The following is a 14,987-nucleotide window of genomic DNA, read 5'->3' as shown; positions in this document are numbered from 1 at the left end:
CTTGTTAACCTGCGCCCCCGAATGGCCGCCAATTGACGAGGCTCAAGAGGGGTTTGTGCGTGGGGAGATTTCCTGTGGATAACTTTCCCCGCGGCGTTCCGGTCGTCTCGGGGACGGCGAACGGCGCTCGCCGAAAGTCGCCGTTAACCCCTTCATAAGATGCGGGGTTGCGGAAAACCGACTCCGTCTCTACACGGGCGACTTAACCAGCAAGATGGTCGACAGCGGGCGCGCGGATGTGCGCGACCGTGTCTTTGCGCGAGTTAGCCATGCCGAAACGTACCGATCTCTCCTCGATCCTGATCATCGGCGCCGGCCCTATCGTCATCGGCCAGGCCTGCGAGTTCGACTATTCGGGCGTCCAGGCCTGTAAGGCGCTGCGGGCCGAGGGCTACCGCATCATCCTGGTCAACTCGAACCCGGCCACGATCATGACCGATCCGGACGTGGCGGACGCGACCTATATCGAGCCGATCACCCCGGAGATGGTCGCCAAGATCATCGAGAAGGAGCGCCCCGACGCGCTGCTGCCGACCATGGGCGGCCAGACGGCGCTGAACACCGCGCTGGCCCTGGAAGAGCAGGGCGTGCTGAAGAAGTTCGGCGTCGAGATGATCGGCGCCAAGGCCGAGGTCATCGACAAGGCCGAGGACCGCCAGAAGTTCCGCGACGCCATGGACAAGCTGGGTCTGGAAAGCCCCCGCTCCAAGGCCGCCCACAACATGGACGAGGCCCGCGAAGGCCTGGAGTTCGTCGGCCTGCCGGCGATCATCCGTCCGTCGTTCACCCTGGCCGGCACCGGCGGCGGCATCGCCTACAATATCGAAGAGTTCGAGGAGATCGTCGAGCGCGGCCTGGACCTGTCGCCGACCACGGAAGTCCTCATCGAAGAGAGCGTCCTGGGCTGGAAAGAGTACGAGATGGAAGTGGTCCGCGACACGGCGGACAACTGCATCATCATCTGCTCGATCGAGAACATCGACCCGATGGGCGTCCACACCGGCGACTCGATCACCGTCGCCCCGGCCCTGACGCTGACGGATAAGGAATATCAGTGGATGCGCGCGGCCTCGATCGCCGTGCTGCGCGAGATCGGCGTCGAGACCGGCGGCTCGAACGTCCAGTTCGCCGTCAATCCCAAGGACGGCCGCATGGTCGTCATCGAGATGAACCCGCGCGTGTCGCGCTCTTCTGCGCTCGCGTCGAAGGCCACCGGCTTCCCGATCGCCAAGGTCGCCGCCCGCCTGGCCGTCGGCTACACGCTCGATGAGCTGAAGAACGACATCACCGGCGGCGCGACCCCGGCCTCGTTCGAGCCCAGCATCGACTACGTCGTCACCAAGATCCCGCGCTTCGCCTTCGAGAAGTATCCGGGTTCTGAACCGCTGCTGACCACGGCCATGAAGTCGGTCGGCGAGGTGATGGCCATCGGCCGCACCTTCAAGGAAAGCGTCCAGAAGGCCCTGCGCGGCCTGGAGACCGGCCTGTCGGGCTTCGACGACGTCGAGATCGTCGGCGCTGATGATCCGGACACCGGCAAGGCCGCGGTCGTGCGCGCCCTGGGCACCCCGACCCCCGACCGCCTGCGCGTCATCGCCCAGGCCTTCCGCCACGGCCTGACCGTGGACGAGGTCAACGCCGCCTGTTCCTACGAGCCCTGGTTCCTGCGCCAGATCGCCGAACTGGTCCGCCAGGAAGGCTGGGTGAAGGCCGGCGGCCTGCCCACCGATGCGCAAGGCTTCCGCGCCCTGAAGGCTCAAGGCTTCTCCGACGCCCGCCTGGCCAAGCTGACCGGCTCCACCGAAGGCGCCGTGCGCAGCCTGCGCCAGGAGCTGCAGGTCCGCCCGGTCTTCAAGCGCATCGACAGCTGCGCCGGCGAGTTCCTGGCCTCGACGCCCTACATGTACTCGACCTACGAGACGGGCGCCCTGGGCCAGATCCCCGAGTGCGAGAGCGAGCCTTCGAACCGCAAGAAGGCCGTGATCCTGGGCGGTGGTCCCAACCGCATCGGCCAGGGCATCGAGTTCGACTACTGCTGCTGCCACGCGGCCTTCGCGCTGGATCAGGTCGGCATCGAGTCGATCATGGTCAACTGCAACCCTGAGACCGTCTCGACCGACTACGACACCTCCGACCGCCTGTACTTCGAACCGCTGACGGCCGAGGACGTGCTGGAGCTGCTGCATGTCGAGATGCGCAGCGGCGAGCTGGCCGGCGTCATCGTTCAGTTCGGCGGCCAGACCCCGCTGAAGCTGGCCCACGCCCTGGAAGAGGCCGGTATCCCGATCCTGGGCACCAGCCCGGACGCCATCGACCTGGCCGAGGACCGCGAGCGCTTCCAGCAACTGCTGAACGGCCTCTCGATCGCCCAGCCGGAAAACGCCATCGCCCGCACCTGGGACGAGGCCCGCGCGGAAGGCGAGAAGATCGGCTTCCCGTTCGTGATGCGTCCGTCCTACGTGCTGGGCGGCCGTGGCATGGAGATCATCCGCGACCACGATCACCTCGAGCGCTACATCGCCAATGCCGGCGACATCTCGATCGAGCACCCGATCCTGCTGGACCACTATCTGAGCCGCGCCACGGAAGTGGACGTCGACGCCCTGTGCGACGGCAAGGACGTGTTCGTGGCCGGCGTGCTGGAGCACATCGAGGAAGCCGGCGTCCACTCGGGCGACTCGGCGTGTTCGATGCCGCCCTTCTCGCTGAAGGCCGAGACGGTCGAGGAACTGAAGCGCCAGACGGTGCAGATGGCTCTGGCGCTCAACGTGCGCGGCCTGATGAACGTGCAGTTCGCCATCGAGGAGCCGCACGGCGACAACCCGCGCATCTACGTGCTGGAAGTGAACCCGCGCGCCTCGCGCACGGTGCCGTTCGTGGCCAAGACCATTGGCCAGCCGGTCGCCGCCATCGCCGCCAAGGTCATGGCCGGCGAGCCCCTGGCCAGCTTCGGCCTGAAGGACGTTCCCTACGACCACATCGCGGTCAAGGAAGCGGTCTTCCCGTTCGCGCGCTTTGCCGGCGTCGACACGGTGCTGGGCCCGGAAATGCGCTCGACCGGCGAAGTCATGGGCCTGGACTGGAAGCGTGACGGCGAAGAGGGCATGGGCCCGGCCTTCGCCCGCGCCTTCGCCAAGAGCCAGTTGGGCGGCGGCGTGAAGCTGCCGCGCAAGGGGACCGCCTTCGTCTCGGTCAAGGAAAGCGACAAGCCCTGGATCGTCGAGCCGGTCCGCCTGCTGCAACAGGCCGGCTTCACCGTGTTGTCAACCGAGGGCACGCAAGCCTACCTGGCCACGCAAGGCATCAAGGTCGAGCACGTGAAGAAGGTCCTGGAAGGCCGTCCGCACATCGTCGACGTGATGAAGAACGGCGGCGTCCAGCTGGTGTTCAACACCACCGAGGGCAAGCAGGCGCTGGAAGACAGCTTCGAGATCCGCCGCACGGCGCTGATGATGAAGGTGCCCTACTACACGACCTCGGCCGGCGCCCTCGCCGCCGCCCAGGCCATCGCCGGCGCCCCCGACGAGGCCCTGGATGTGCGCCCGCTGCAGAGCTACGCGGCGGAGTAGTTCCGGATCGATGCTCCCCCGCGCTGCGGGGAGCTGTCGCGAAGCGACTGAGGGGGCGAGCGCTGCAGAGGCCGAGCTAGCCCCTCCGGCCCTCTGGGCCACCTCCCCCGCAACGCGGGGGAGGTGCTGGGCGCTAAACCGCCTCCACCAGCCCGCTCCTCAGCGCCAGATAGGCCTCTCCCGCGCGTTCGATGGTGAAGCGGCCGACCATGGCCTGGACCAGGGGGCCGTCCCGGCGGCCCATGACGGCCGTCACCGCGCAGCCCGCCTCCGCCCAGGCCCCGGCCAGCCTCAGCGCCACGCGCTCGACGCCGCCGGGCTGGAAGCTGTGCAGGAAGGTCATGATCGCCGGCCTGCGCGGAGGCGATCGTACGGGCGCGTTCATGACATTCCCTGGGCGCGGATCCGGTCGAGGTCCCTCTCGCGGTGAGGGGCATCTATGCTCGGCTATGACGGCAATGCGATGACGTCACAGCCGGGCAGGGGCCTCAGCGATCCTGTCTGGCGACCATCACCCCTTGCCGAACCCGCCCGCGACCAGGGTCTGCGCCACCTGCGCCAGCACCGCGCTGCGCTTGTCGTCGTCGGGCGAGCCGCGGTCGTGGAAGGTGGCGATCAGCACGGGCTTGCGGCCGGGCGGCCAGGCGATGGCGATGTCGTTGGTGATGGCCTTGCCGTCGTTGCCGGTCTTGTCGCCGACCTTCCAGCCGGAGGGCAGGCCCGCGCGCAGGCGCTTGTCGCCGGTGCGGTTGTCGACCACCCAGGCGGTCAGTTGCTGGCGCGAGGCCGGCGACAGGGCGTCGTCGACCAGCAGGGCCTTCCAGGTGGCCACGATCGCCGTCGGGGTGGTGGTGTCGCGCGGATCGTCCTCGGCCCCGCTGTTCATCTCCGGCTCGTAGCGGTCGACGCGGGTCGTCTGGTCGCCGATGGACCGCAGGAAGCGGGTCATGGCCGCAGGGCCCTTCTTCGGCTCCAGGGCGTCCAGCAGCAGGTTGGCGGCGGCGTTGTCGCTCCAGATGGTGGTGGCCTCGCACAGGGCGCCGACCGTCATGCCCTTGCCAAGGTTCTGCTTGGTGGCGTTCGAGTTGCCCATCAGCACCTCTGGGCCGTAGGCGATCACCCGGTCCAGACGCTCGCGGCCCTGGTCGACGCGGCGCAGGATGGCGGCGCTCAAGGGCATCTTGAAGGTGCTGCACATGCGGAAGCGCTGGTCGCCGCGCCAGGCGAAGCGCCTGCCAGTCTGCAGGTCCAGGGCGGCCACGCCCAGTCGGCCGCCGCTGCGCTTCTCGACCTCAGCCATACTTGAATTAAGGTGTGTTAACGGCGCGGCCGCCCGTGACACAGCGGGCAAGAGGGTAGGGGCGGCTGCGAGAGCCGTTATCAGCGTTCTGCGATCAAGCATGTGGGGTCTCCTTGCCGGCGGAAACTGCCCGGGGCTGGCCTTGGCCGCAAACGACGATACCTTGGCTGAGCCATTAGCTGAGTTAGGGTCTTGTCCGCATGAGCCGTGCGCAACTGCCGCTGAACGCCCTGCGCGCCTTCGAGGCCTCGGCCCGACATCTGTCCTTCACCAAGGCCGCGATCGAGCTGTGCGTGACCCAGGCGGCGGTCAGCCATCAGGTGAAGGGGCTGGAGGCGCGGCTGGGCGCGACCCTGTTCCGACGGCTGCCGCGTGGCTTGGCCCTGACCGACGAGGGCCTGGCCCTGCTGCCCAGCGTGCGCGACTCGTTCGACAAGCTGGGCGACGTGCTGGACCGCTTCGAAGGCGGCCGGGTGCTGGAGGTGCTGCGGGTCGGGGTCGTGGGCACCTTCGCGGTCGGCTGGCTGCTGCCGCGCCTGTCGTCGTTCCACGAGGCCCATCCGTTCGTCGACCTGCGGCTCTTCACCAACAACAACCGGGCCGACCTGGCGGGCGAGGGGCTGGACTGCGCGGTGCGGTTCGGCGACGGGGCCTGGCACGGCACCGAGGCCGCGCCCCTCTTTGAAGCGCCGATGAGCCCGCTGTGTGCGCCGCAGGTGGCCGAGCGGCTGACCGAGCCCTCGGCCCTGCTGCGCGAGACCCTGCTGCGCAGCTATCGCGCCGCCGACTGGCCCGACTGGTTCGCCGCCGCCGGACTGCCGCCGCCGCCGGTGCGCGGCCCCGTCTTCGACAGCTCGTGGGTGATGGTCGAGGCGGCGTTGCAAGGGTTGGGGGTAGCCCTGGCCCCGCCGATGATGTTTGCTCGGGATCTGCGCCAGGGACGCCTGGTTCGGCCCTTCGAGACTCAGGTCAGCGCCGGCCGATATTGGCTGACCTGGCTGAAATCCAGGACCCCGAGTCCCGCCCTGCGGGCCTTCCAGGCGTGGCTTTCCAGCACATCTAGCGAATAAAGAATCTTTGGAACCAAAGTCCGGACACGGCGCTTGCGCGCGGTATTAAGTCCGCCAATTATTCAGCTGTATCAATGGTCTAGCTTGGCCCGGAAGGGTCGAAATCACGCCCATCTTTGGCCCAGTTTGGCTTGCCGATTTGCCTCCTGCGAGCGTTGCAGGACGTTTGCACCCACTACGGACGAGGCACAAAGTGATAGCTAGCACCAAGACCCTGATGATTACCGCCGCCCTGGTGATGGGTGGTCTTTCGGTCAGCGGCTGCGCGACCAAGAAGTACGTCAACCAGCAGGTCGGCGCTGTCGACGCCCGGGTCAGCGGGCACGACACCCAGATCGGCGAGCTGGATCGCACGGCCAAGGAAGCCCTGGATCGCGCCACCGCCGCCGGCAAGCTGGCGGAAGGCAAGTTCCAGTACCAGCTGGTCCTCAGCGATGACTCCGTGAAGTTCCCGGTCAACGCCGCGAGCCTGTCGCCGGAAGCCGAAACGCGCCTGGCGGAATTCACCGAGAAGCTGAAGACCGACAACAAGAACGTGTACCTGGAGATCCAGGGTCACACGGATAATTCCGGCTCGAAGGAATACAACGACGAGCTCGGCGAGAAGCGCGCGGAAACCGTGCGCAAGTTCCTCAGCACCCACGGTGTGGCGCTGAACCGGATGGCCACGATTTCGTACGGCCAGGAAGCTCCGGTCGCCGCCAACGAGACGCGCGAAGGCCGGGCCCAGAACCGCCGCGTCGTCGTGATGGTGCTTTCGTAAGTTTCGCGTTCCAGGCGGTTCCCACGGGTGCGCATCAACCCCGTAGGACACCGTCAGGGCGGACTCGCCGGCGTGGGAGTGAGCGCCTCGCCGGCGAGCTTTCCGCTTGTCAGGCCTTGAACCGCGCTGCCGGGGTGCGCCGCGACAGGTTCGGAGCCATCTTCAGGCGTGCGGCGTCGTAGGCCGCAAAGTCGGCCGCGTCGGGCAGCGAGGGAATGGTCACAAGCTCCCCCTGGTCCAGGCCGACCAGCGCCGCGTCGACCAGGTCGTCGACATTCATCACCGTCTCGGGATCGGCCGCGTTCAGGTCGGCGCCCGAGCGTTCCCAGATCTCGGTCCGCGTCGCGCCGGGCAGCACCGCCTGCAGGCGCAGTTTGCTCTGCGCATATTCGACCCGCAGGCCCTGGGTCAGATAGGTTACGAAGGCCTTGGTCGCGCCGTAGACGGGCGACTTGAACTCGGGGACCAGCCCCACCACCGACGAGATGTTGATGATCGTGCCCGCATCGCGCGGCACAAAGTTCGCCGCCGCGGCCGCGGCCAGGCGGGTGACGGCCAGCACGTTCAGGGCGATCAGCTTCTCGTGGGCGTCGCGATCGACGGTCTCGAACCCGCCGAAATGGGCCGCGCCGGCATTGTTCAGCAACAGGGTGATCGCGGTGTCCGACGCCAGGCGATCCTCGACCTTGGCCAGGTCCGCGCGGTCAGTCAGGTCGGCCTTCAGCACCTCGACCTTGACGCCGGTCTCGGTCTTCAGGCGCTCGGCCAGGGCGGCGAGGCGGGCTTCGTCGCGGGCGACCAGGATCAGGTCGTAGCCGCGCTTGGCCAGGCGATCGGCATAGACCGCGCCGATGCCGGTGGACGCGCCAGTGACCAGTGCAAGGCCCTTGCTGGTGTCGCTCATGAGGGGATCTCCGCGCCGAGGCCCCAACGGTCCGGCTTGCCGTTTAGCTATGGCGCGGATGGGCGTTCGCAAGCGGCGGACCGTGCGAACTCTTCTGATGACGCAGAGAGTAGGGCTTAAGCGATCAAATCTGGATCGTTGCGCTTTAGCCAGGCGGCCGCATAGCCGCACAGGGGCGTGATGCGCATGCCTTCCGAGCGGGCGGTCTGGGCGACCCTGGTCATCAGCCGGCCGGCCGAGCCCTTGCCGCGCAGGGCGGGATCGGCCTCGACATGCGGGATCACCAGCCGGTGCCCGGCCCGCTGATAGTCGGCCCACGCAAGCAGGCCGTCCTCTTCGAGCTCGTAGCGGCTGAGTTCGGGGTTGTGGCGGAAGCTTTCGGTCATGGGACTTTCAACGCTTGATCCTCCCCCGCGTTGCGGGGGAGGACTTCAGATAGGATCAGACCAGCTCCACCGCCATCGCCGTGGCTTCCCCGCCGCCAATGCACAGGGACGCCAGGCCCTTCTTGCCGCCGCGCGCCTGCAGGGCCGAGATCAGGGTGCAGAGGATCCGCGCGCCCGAAGCGCCGATCGGGTGGCCCAGCGCGCAGGCGCCGCCGTTGATGTTCAGCTTGTCGTCGGGAATACCCAGTTCCTTCTGGGCGATCATGGCGACCACGGCGAAGGCTTCGTTGACCTCGAACAGGTCGACGTCGGCGACGTCCCAGCCGGCCTTCTTCAGCGCCTTGCGCATGGCCGGCACGGGGGCGGTGGTGAAGAGGCCCGGCTCATGAGCGTGGGCGGCATGACCGACGACGCGGGCGACGATCGGCACGCCCAGCTCTTTCGCTACGCTCTCGCGGGTCATCACCAGGGCTGCCGCCCCGTCGCTGATCGACGAGCTGTTGGCCGCCGTGATGCCGCCGTCGCGCGAGAAGGCTGGGCGCAGGGTGGGGATCTTGGCCGGATCGGCCTTGCCGGGCTGCTCGTCGGTGTCGACGATCTCGGTCCCCTTGCGGGTGGTGACGGTGACCGGGGTGATCTCGGCCTTGAAGGCGCCGCTCTCGACCGCCGCCTTGGCCTTCATCAGGCCGCGCGTGGCATAGGCGTCCATGTCGTCGCGGGTGAACTGGTATTCGGCCGCCGTGTCCTCGGCGAAGGCGCCCATCAGCTTGCCCGGCGTGTAGGCGTCCTCGAGGCCGTCCAGGTACATCGAGTCCCACATCTGGTCGTGGCCGATGCGGGCGCCGGCGCGGTGCTTGGACAGCAGGTAGGGCACGCCGGTCATGCTCTCCATACCGCCGGCGACCACGACATCGACCGAGCCCGCAGCCAGGGCGTCATGGGCCATGATCGCGGCCTGCATGCCGCTGCCGCACATCTTGTTGACGGTGGTGGCCTCGACGGAAAGAGGCAGCCCCGCGCCCAGCGCCGCCTGGCGGGCCGGGGCCTGGCCCAGGCCGGCGGGCAGCACGCAGCCCATGATGATCTGCTCGACCTTGTCGCCCGCCACGCCGGCGCGCTCGATCGCGGCCTTGACCGCCGTCGCGCCCAGGTCGGTGGCCTTCACCCCGCCCAGCGCGCCCTGGAAGCCGCCCATCGGCGTGCGGGCGTACGAGACGATGACGACGGGATCGCGGGTGGGATCGGCGGCGGACATGGTTCAGCTCCCTGAAGCGGTGTTTTGGGGCGGAATAGGCCCCCTTCGCGCGACGTCAAGCAAGCGATTTGCGATTTGGCGAAGGAAGAGGGCGAGCGGCCGCCGACGGTGGTTGGAGCCGCTCGCCAGTTTTGCAATAACCGAGAGAGTCAATTGCGAATAAAAACCTACCTGGGTTCATCTTCAAACGCAACCTTCTCTTGCTTTCCCTCGCGGAACGCCTCACCCTTCGTCTCATGGGCCGCACAGCTGACTATACTCACGAGCGTTGCTCGGTCGCCGCCACCCTCGAAGTGGTGGGAGATCCGTGGACGCTGCTGATCCTGCGCGACGCCTTTGCCGGCGTGAAGCGCTTCGAGCAGTGGCAGGAGCGCCTGGGCGTGGCCCGCAACGTCCTGGCCGCGCGGCTGAAGAGCCTGGTCGCCAACGGGGTCATGGAGACCCGCCGCTATTCAGAACGTCCGCCGCGCCACGAATACTGGCTGACCGAGAAGGGTCTGGCCCTGTCGCCGGTGCTGCTGACGATGGCCGAGTGGGGCGACCAGCACGTGTATGGCCGCGACAAGTCGCCGGTGATGTTCCGCCACAAGACCTGCGGCTGCGCCTTCCACCCCGTGCTGGCCTGCGAGGCCTGCGGCGAGGTGGTCCAGCGCCGCGACATCGAACGCACCATCCCGGACGAACCGGCCCTGACGGTCGGCGAAGCCCTGGAAGCGGTGAAGATCGCGGCGGAGTAGGGGCTAGTCCGCCACGCCGCCCCGCAGCGGATCTTCCCCGTCTAGCTCCTCGATGTGCCGCCGCTGGCGTCGCACGCCTTCGGTCGTCACATCCGCCTCGGGATCGGGCGTCATCTCCGGCGCGACGGGCTCTTCATCCTTGCGTTCCATCAGCGCAGCGCCCGCGTCACCAGCTGGGCCGCGCCGACGGTCAGGGCGTCCTCGACCAGGCCGCTCTTGGTCTGGCCGAAGCGGTCCAGGGCCTTCATGCGGAAGTGGAAGGTGACATAGGCGGCCGCCACGGCCGCGCCGGCCGCCAGGGCGCCGCCCAGCAGCATCTTCTTGCGCGGCGCCAGGGCGGCGCCGGTGAAGCCGGCGGTGATGACCCGGGCGGCGATGCCCAGCGGCACGATCCGGTCCGGCGCGGACTTCATCTTGTCGCCCCACAGCTCGCCGGCGGCCAGGGCCTTGGTCCCGGCGGCGACCAGCGGATGGCCCAAGAGCTGGGCGGACGGATTGGCGGCGTCGAGATGCCCGCCGTGCGCGGCCTCGCTGACCGCCGCCAGCGGCGTCATGGAACGGGAGCCGGCCGACAGGCCGATGAGCAGGGAACGGAGCATGGGGGCCTTCCGTGGGGTTCTTTTCTGCTGAACCCCGGAAAGCCCGGTTCGATCCGTCGTTTAGCCCTGGATCAGGCGGCGGCCAGGTCCATCGCCCGGGTCGTTCCGGCGATGAAGCCGCCGCCCAGCACGCGCTCGGGATCGGCCGGATCGTACAGCACGCAGGCCTGGCCCGGGGCGACGCCTTCTTCCGCGCCGTCGAACACCACCGAGACCTGGCCGTCCTGGATCGCCAGATGGCCGGCCACCGGCTCGCGGGTGGAGCGGACGCGCGCCAGCACCCGCTGGCCGTCCTCGGCGGCGGCTTCCAGGCTGTCCTGTACGCCCAGCCAGCTGCCTTCCTTGAGGGTCAGGGCGGCGGTCAGCAGGGCCTCGCGCGGGCCAACGATCACCTGGCGCTGGTCGGCGTCGATGCGGACCACGAACAGCGGATCCCCGACGGCGATGTTCAGCCCCCGGCGCTGGCCGATGGTGTAGCGGGTCACGCCCTCGTGACGGCCCAGCACCCGGCCGTCCAGGTGGACGATGTCGCCGGCCTCGGCCCCTTGCGGGCGGATGCGGTCGATGACCGTGGTGTACTTGCCCTCGGGCACGAAGCAGATGTCCTGGCTGTCGGGCTTGTCGGCGATCGACAGGCCCAGGCCGAAGGCGACGGCGCGCACGGTCGGCTTGTCCATGCCGCCCAGCGGGAAGCGCAGGAAGTCCAGCTGGTCGCGCGTGGTGGCGAACAGGAAATAGCTCTGGTCCTTGGCCGGGTCGGCGGCGCGGCGAAGCTGCGGGCGGTTCGAACCCCCGACGAACCCGCGCTGCACATAATGCCCGGTCGCCATGGCCTCGGCGCCCAGGTCGCGGGCCACGTCCAGCAGGTCGCGGAACTTGACGGTCTGATTGCAGCGCACGCAGGGGATCGGCGTCTCGCCGCGCAGATAGGCGTCGGCGAAGTCCTCGATGACCTGCTCGCGGAAGCGGCTTTCGTAGTCCAGCACGTAGTGCGGAATGCCGATGCGCTCGGCGGCCATGCGGGCGTCCAGGATGTCCTGGCCGGCGCAGCAGGCGCCCTTTTTGGTGATCGCCGCGCCGTGGTCGTAGAGCTGCAGGGTCACGCCCACGACGTCATAGCCGGCCTTGGCCAGCAGGGCCGCGGTGACGGTGGAATCCACGCCGCCCGACATCGCCGCCACGATCCGCGTCCCCGCCGGCAGACCCACAGCCGCCCGCACCTGCTCGACCGCGCGCGCGATGAGGGTGTCGGTGTCGGAGGCGGTGGTCGGGGTCAGCAAGTCGGCGTTCATCGCCGGGGATATAGCGCGGGAAGGGCGGTTTTGCGAGGTTTGGGCCTTCCTACGACCGCAGCACGTTCAGCAGCGAGGACTGCTGCAGGCTGGAGAACACCTGGGCCGAGGCCTGGACGGCCAGTTGGGCGGCTTGGAGGCGGGTGACGGCTTCGGCCATGTCGACGTCGGTGACGCCGCCAACCATGATCGTCAGGGTGTCGGCCTGGTTGCTGAGGTCGGTGGTGGCGCTTTCGAAGCGCTTCTGGGTGACGCCGTTCTTGCCCTGGGTGTCGACGACGCCCTTGTAGGCCTTGTCCAGCTCGGTCATGCGGTCCTTGAGGAACGTGACGGTGGCGTCGTCCAGATTGCCGGTGAACGGACCCAGGGCGTCGACGCGGGCCTGGATGTCCTTGAACACCTGGAACACTTCCTTGCCCAGGTTGTCGCCCAGCACGCCGGTCTTGGCGCTGGTCTGTTCGTCGACCCGGTTGGTGGCGATGTACTGGTCGTTGTGGAACAGGTCCGACACGTCTGGCGCCGTGGTCAGGTCGCTCATGTTGGTGGCCGAGGTCGTGGCGGTGTCGGTCTTGGCGCCCGAGAACACGTAGAGCCCGTTCGACTTGGTGTTCAGGCCCTGGACGATGTTGCCGAACGCCGCCTGCAGTTCCTGCATCAGGGTGGTGGCGTTGCCGGCCGCCAGCGAGTTGGCGATGGCCTCGCGCGCGCTCTTGGTGGAGTCGGCGACCTTGCCGATGCCGGTGTCCTGCATGTCGAGCCGGTTGTTCACCAGCTTGTTCTGCTCGACCAGGCCGTTGATGCGGGTCTGGGTGCCGCGCATGGCGGTCAGCATCTCGGCGTTCTTGGCGTAGCCCTTCAGGTCGTTGGCGACCTTCTGGCTGGACACCTGGCCCCCGACCTCGTTCTGGCGGATCTGCGCCTTCATGAGGTTGGAGGTCATGACGTTGTAGTTCTGGACGGTGGAAACGCGGGTCATAGCGATTACCCCATGATGCCGACGAGGACGTCGAACATGTCCTTGCTGGCCTGGATCAGGCGAGCGGACGCGTTGAAGGCCTGCTGGTAGGTCGTCAGGTTGATCAGCTCCTCGTCGAGGTTCACGCCCTCGTGCGACTGGCGCTGAGTGTCGATTTCGGTGGAGACCGCGGCGGCGGCGTCCTTGCGGCTTTCGGCCGTCGCCGACTTGCGGGCGACCGTGCCGCTGAAATCGGCCGAGTAGCGCTGCAGCGACATGTTCACGGCCACGGCGTCGCCGGCGACCGAGAAGGACATGGTCGTCTCGCCGGCCTTGGCCAGGGCCAGGGCGCCGCGACCGTCGCCGACGGCCAGAGACGGCGTGCCGGCTGCGGCGGCCAGGTCGAGCTGGGCGAACGGCAGCAGCTTGGGGGTCTGCTCGAACGCCGGATTGACGAAGAACTTCTCGCCGCGGGTGCTGCGTTCCGCCGGGCCCAGGCCGAACAGCTGGCTGACCGAGGGGCCGCCGACGCCGCGTTCGGTGGTGTCGCCCAGGATCGACATGCTGACCGGCGAGCTGCTGGCCGACTGGAAGGTCATCTGGCCGTTGGCGTTCAGCGAGAACTGGCCGTAGACGCCCACGCCGGTGGCGCGCGAGTTCAGTGCGTCCAACATCTCCTGCATCGTGCCGCCCGCGGGGGGCTCGACGACGACGTCGCGGATGCGGCCGCCTTCGACGTCGGTCAGGCGGATGGTCATCGCGCCCGAGGTGAAGCCGTGGTCGTCGCCCGCCTTCAGGCCCGTCTCGTAAGGCGAGTAGCTGTTGGTGCGGATGATGTCGTTGAGACCGAAGTACTGGCTGAAGCCCTTCCCGGTCTTGGACGAGGGATTGTAGGTCGGGTCGGGATCGGCGACCGCCACGCCCAGGCTAGTGCTGGCCGACAAGCTGAGCGCGCCGTTCGTGAAGCTGGCCGAGCCCATGGCGCCCATGGCCGTGTTCAGCTGGGTCAGGAAGGTCGTCTCGTCGAAGCCCGCGGCGGGCCCGCCGTCGACGCTCATCGTGCCCGGGCCGCCCGGCGTGTTGCCGAAGTCGATCTCGATCTTGCGCTGGATCACGCCGTCGCCGTTGGTCAGGGCGATGGTGGTCTTGCCGGTGAAGCCCTTGAAGGCCGCCGCCGCGTCCAGGCCGGTGTTGCGGCCGGTCATGGTGGCGGGGGCGGGGACCGACGAACTGGCGTTGGCCGCCTTGTTGATCGCCTCGGCCGCGCGGGTCGTGAACTCGCCCAGCTGGTCCGACAGATTGACCAGCTCGGTGTTGCGCACGTCCAGCAGGCCCTTGAGCTCGCCGTTGGTGATGTTCAGCGCGGTGGGATTGATCGAGCCGTTGGCCAGCTGGACCGTCAGATAGCCCGTCGCGGTCGGCGAGGTCTGGTAGGTGACCTTGGCGGCGCCTTCGCCGGCCAGGCTGAGGCCTTCGGTCGAGCGCACCACGACGCCGCCCAGGGTGCGGGGCGAGATCTGCACGTTCATCAGCTGCGACAGCTCGTCGATCATGCCGCTCTGGACGTTCTCGGCGCCCGTGGAGTCGGCCCCGGACACCTTGGCCCGGGTGATGTCGATGTTCAGGGCGTCGATCTGGCTGAGCAGGTCGTTGACGCGCGAGACGTCGCCCGAGATGCGGGCGTCGGCGTCCTTGCCCAGCTTGGACAGCGACGAGGTGATCCGGGCCGAGTCGGACAGGAAGTCCTCGACGCGGGTCAGGGCCTGGCTGCGCAGCAGGGCCGAGGTCGGATCGTCCTGGGCGGCCGAGAAGGCCGTGAAGATGTCGTCCAGGGTCGAGAAGAAGTTGCCGTCGACGCTGGGGTCGCCGAACAGCTTCTGGGCGCTGTTCAGGGTCTCGGCCACGACCGAGGCGCGGGCGCTGTCCGACGAGGCGTTCAGGCTGGCCGACTGCAGGAAGCGATCGGTCGCGCGCTTGATGGCGTCGATATTGACGCCCACGCCCATGCCGTTCGACAGCATGTTCGACTGGCTGATCGTCTTGCGGACGTAGCCGGTGGTGTTGACGTTGGCGATGTTGTCCGACGTGACGCGCAGACCCGTCTGCGCGGCCATCATGCCGGACGTCGCCGTGCTCATGATCGCATTAAGCGACATA

14 protein-coding genes are annotated in these 14,987 nt (G+C 68.1%); 4 read left to right on the top strand and 10 right to left on the bottom strand.

Going from position 1 to position 14,987, the window contains the following annotated elements; all coding sequences use genetic code 11:
- The first annotated feature begins 269 nt into the window (after positions 1 to 269).
- On the top strand, positions 270 to 3,569 hold the full coding sequence (carB, locus tag ABDW31_RS00510; RefSeq protein ID WP_184717074.1) for a carbamoyl-phosphate synthase large subunit: 3,300 nt from the start codon (positions 270 to 272) through the stop codon (positions 3,567 to 3,569).
- A gap of 133 nt (positions 3,570 to 3,702) precedes the next feature.
- On the opposite strand, the gene ABDW31_RS00505 is transcribed toward carB, so the two are convergent.
- Both ABDW31_RS00505 and bla read right to left on the bottom strand, forming a co-directional pair.
- Complete coding sequence (locus tag ABDW31_RS00505; protein WP_184717076.1) at positions 3,703 to 3,912, bottom strand: hypothetical protein; 210 nt, start codon at positions 3,910 to 3,912, stop codon at positions 3,703 to 3,705.
- Between the two features lie 168 nt (positions 3,913 to 4,080).
- Positions 4,081 to 4,869, bottom strand: a complete 789-nt coding sequence (gene bla, locus ABDW31_RS00500; RefSeq protein WP_343698222.1) for a class A beta-lactamase — start codon at positions 4,867 to 4,869, stop codon at positions 4,081 to 4,083.
- 200 nt (positions 4,870 to 5,069) lie between these two features.
- Between bla and ABDW31_RS00495 the strand changes: the two genes are divergently transcribed.
- Together ABDW31_RS00495 and ABDW31_RS00490 are read left to right on the top strand one after the other, a co-directional pair.
- Positions 5,070 to 5,939 (top strand): LysR family transcriptional regulator, encoded by an 870-nt coding sequence (locus tag ABDW31_RS00495; RefSeq protein WP_184717080.1) that lies wholly within the window; start codon positions 5,070 to 5,072, stop codon positions 5,937 to 5,939.
- A 193-nt stretch (positions 5,940 to 6,132) separates the two neighbouring features.
- Positions 6,133 to 6,702, top strand: coding sequence for an OmpA family protein (locus ABDW31_RS00490; protein ID WP_343698221.1), 570 nt, complete (start codon positions 6,133 to 6,135; stop codon positions 6,700 to 6,702).
- A 109-nt stretch (positions 6,703 to 6,811) separates the two neighbouring features.
- On the opposite strand, the gene ABDW31_RS00485 is transcribed toward ABDW31_RS00490, so the two are convergent.
- From ABDW31_RS00485 to ABDW31_RS00475, 3 genes are all read right to left on the bottom strand, one after another.
- The gene (locus ABDW31_RS00485; RefSeq protein ID WP_184717082.1) at positions 6,812 to 7,606 is read right to left on the bottom strand and encodes an SDR family oxidoreductase; all 795 of its coding nucleotides are present in this window, start codon (positions 7,604 to 7,606) and stop codon (positions 6,812 to 6,814) included.
- Between the two features lie 116 nt (positions 7,607 to 7,722).
- Complete coding sequence (locus ABDW31_RS00480) at positions 7,723 to 7,992, bottom strand: GNAT family N-acetyltransferase (protein ID WP_184717084.1); 270 nt, start codon at positions 7,990 to 7,992, stop codon at positions 7,723 to 7,725.
- Between the two features lie 55 nt (positions 7,993 to 8,047).
- Positions 8,048 to 9,247, bottom strand: a complete 1,200-nt coding sequence (locus ABDW31_RS00475; RefSeq protein WP_343698220.1) for an acetyl-CoA C-acyltransferase — start codon at positions 9,245 to 9,247, stop codon at positions 8,048 to 8,050.
- Positions 9,248 to 9,483: 236 nt separating this feature from the next.
- Here ABDW31_RS00475 and ABDW31_RS00470 point away from each other — a divergent pair, with 236 nt between their 5' ends.
- Positions 9,484 to 9,984, top strand: a complete 501-nt coding sequence (locus ABDW31_RS00470; protein ID WP_184717088.1) for a helix-turn-helix domain-containing protein — start codon at positions 9,484 to 9,486, stop codon at positions 9,982 to 9,984.
- A 3-nt stretch (positions 9,985 to 9,987) separates the two neighbouring features.
- On the opposite strand, the gene ABDW31_RS00465 is transcribed toward ABDW31_RS00470, so the two are convergent.
- The 5 genes from ABDW31_RS00465 to flgK form a co-directional block, all read right to left on the bottom strand.
- Complete coding sequence (locus ABDW31_RS00465) at positions 9,988 to 10,134, bottom strand: hypothetical protein (protein WP_184717090.1); 147 nt, start codon at positions 10,132 to 10,134, stop codon at positions 9,988 to 9,990.
- The gene (locus ABDW31_RS00460) at positions 10,134 to 10,583 is read right to left on the bottom strand and encodes a DUF4126 domain-containing protein (RefSeq protein WP_184717092.1); all 450 of its coding nucleotides are present in this window, start codon (positions 10,581 to 10,583) and stop codon (positions 10,134 to 10,136) included. Before ABDW31_RS00460 ends, ABDW31_RS00465 begins: the two co-directional genes overlap by 1 nt.
- Positions 10,584 to 10,654: 71 nt before the next feature.
- Positions 10,655 to 11,875, bottom strand: coding sequence for a tRNA 2-thiouridine(34) synthase MnmA (mnmA, locus tag ABDW31_RS00455; protein WP_184717094.1), 1,221 nt, complete (start codon positions 11,873 to 11,875; stop codon positions 10,655 to 10,657).
- A gap of 49 nt (positions 11,876 to 11,924) precedes the next feature.
- The gene (locus ABDW31_RS00450) at positions 11,925 to 12,851 is read right to left on the bottom strand and encodes a flagellin (protein WP_184717096.1); all 927 of its coding nucleotides are present in this window, start codon (positions 12,849 to 12,851) and stop codon (positions 11,925 to 11,927) included.
- A gap of 5 nt (positions 12,852 to 12,856) precedes the next feature.
- Positions 12,857 to 14,986 (bottom strand): flagellar hook-associated protein FlgK, encoded by a 2,130-nt coding sequence (gene flgK, locus ABDW31_RS00445; protein ID WP_184717098.1) that lies wholly within the window; start codon positions 14,984 to 14,986, stop codon positions 12,857 to 12,859.
- Between the last annotated feature and the right edge of the window lies 1 nt (position 14,987).

Origin of the sequence: Caulobacter sp., assembly GCF_039596335.1 — a bacterium.
Classification (GTDB): domain Bacteria; phylum Pseudomonadota; class Alphaproteobacteria; order Caulobacterales; family Caulobacteraceae; genus Caulobacter.
This window is presented reverse-complemented; position numbering and strand designations above follow the sequence as displayed.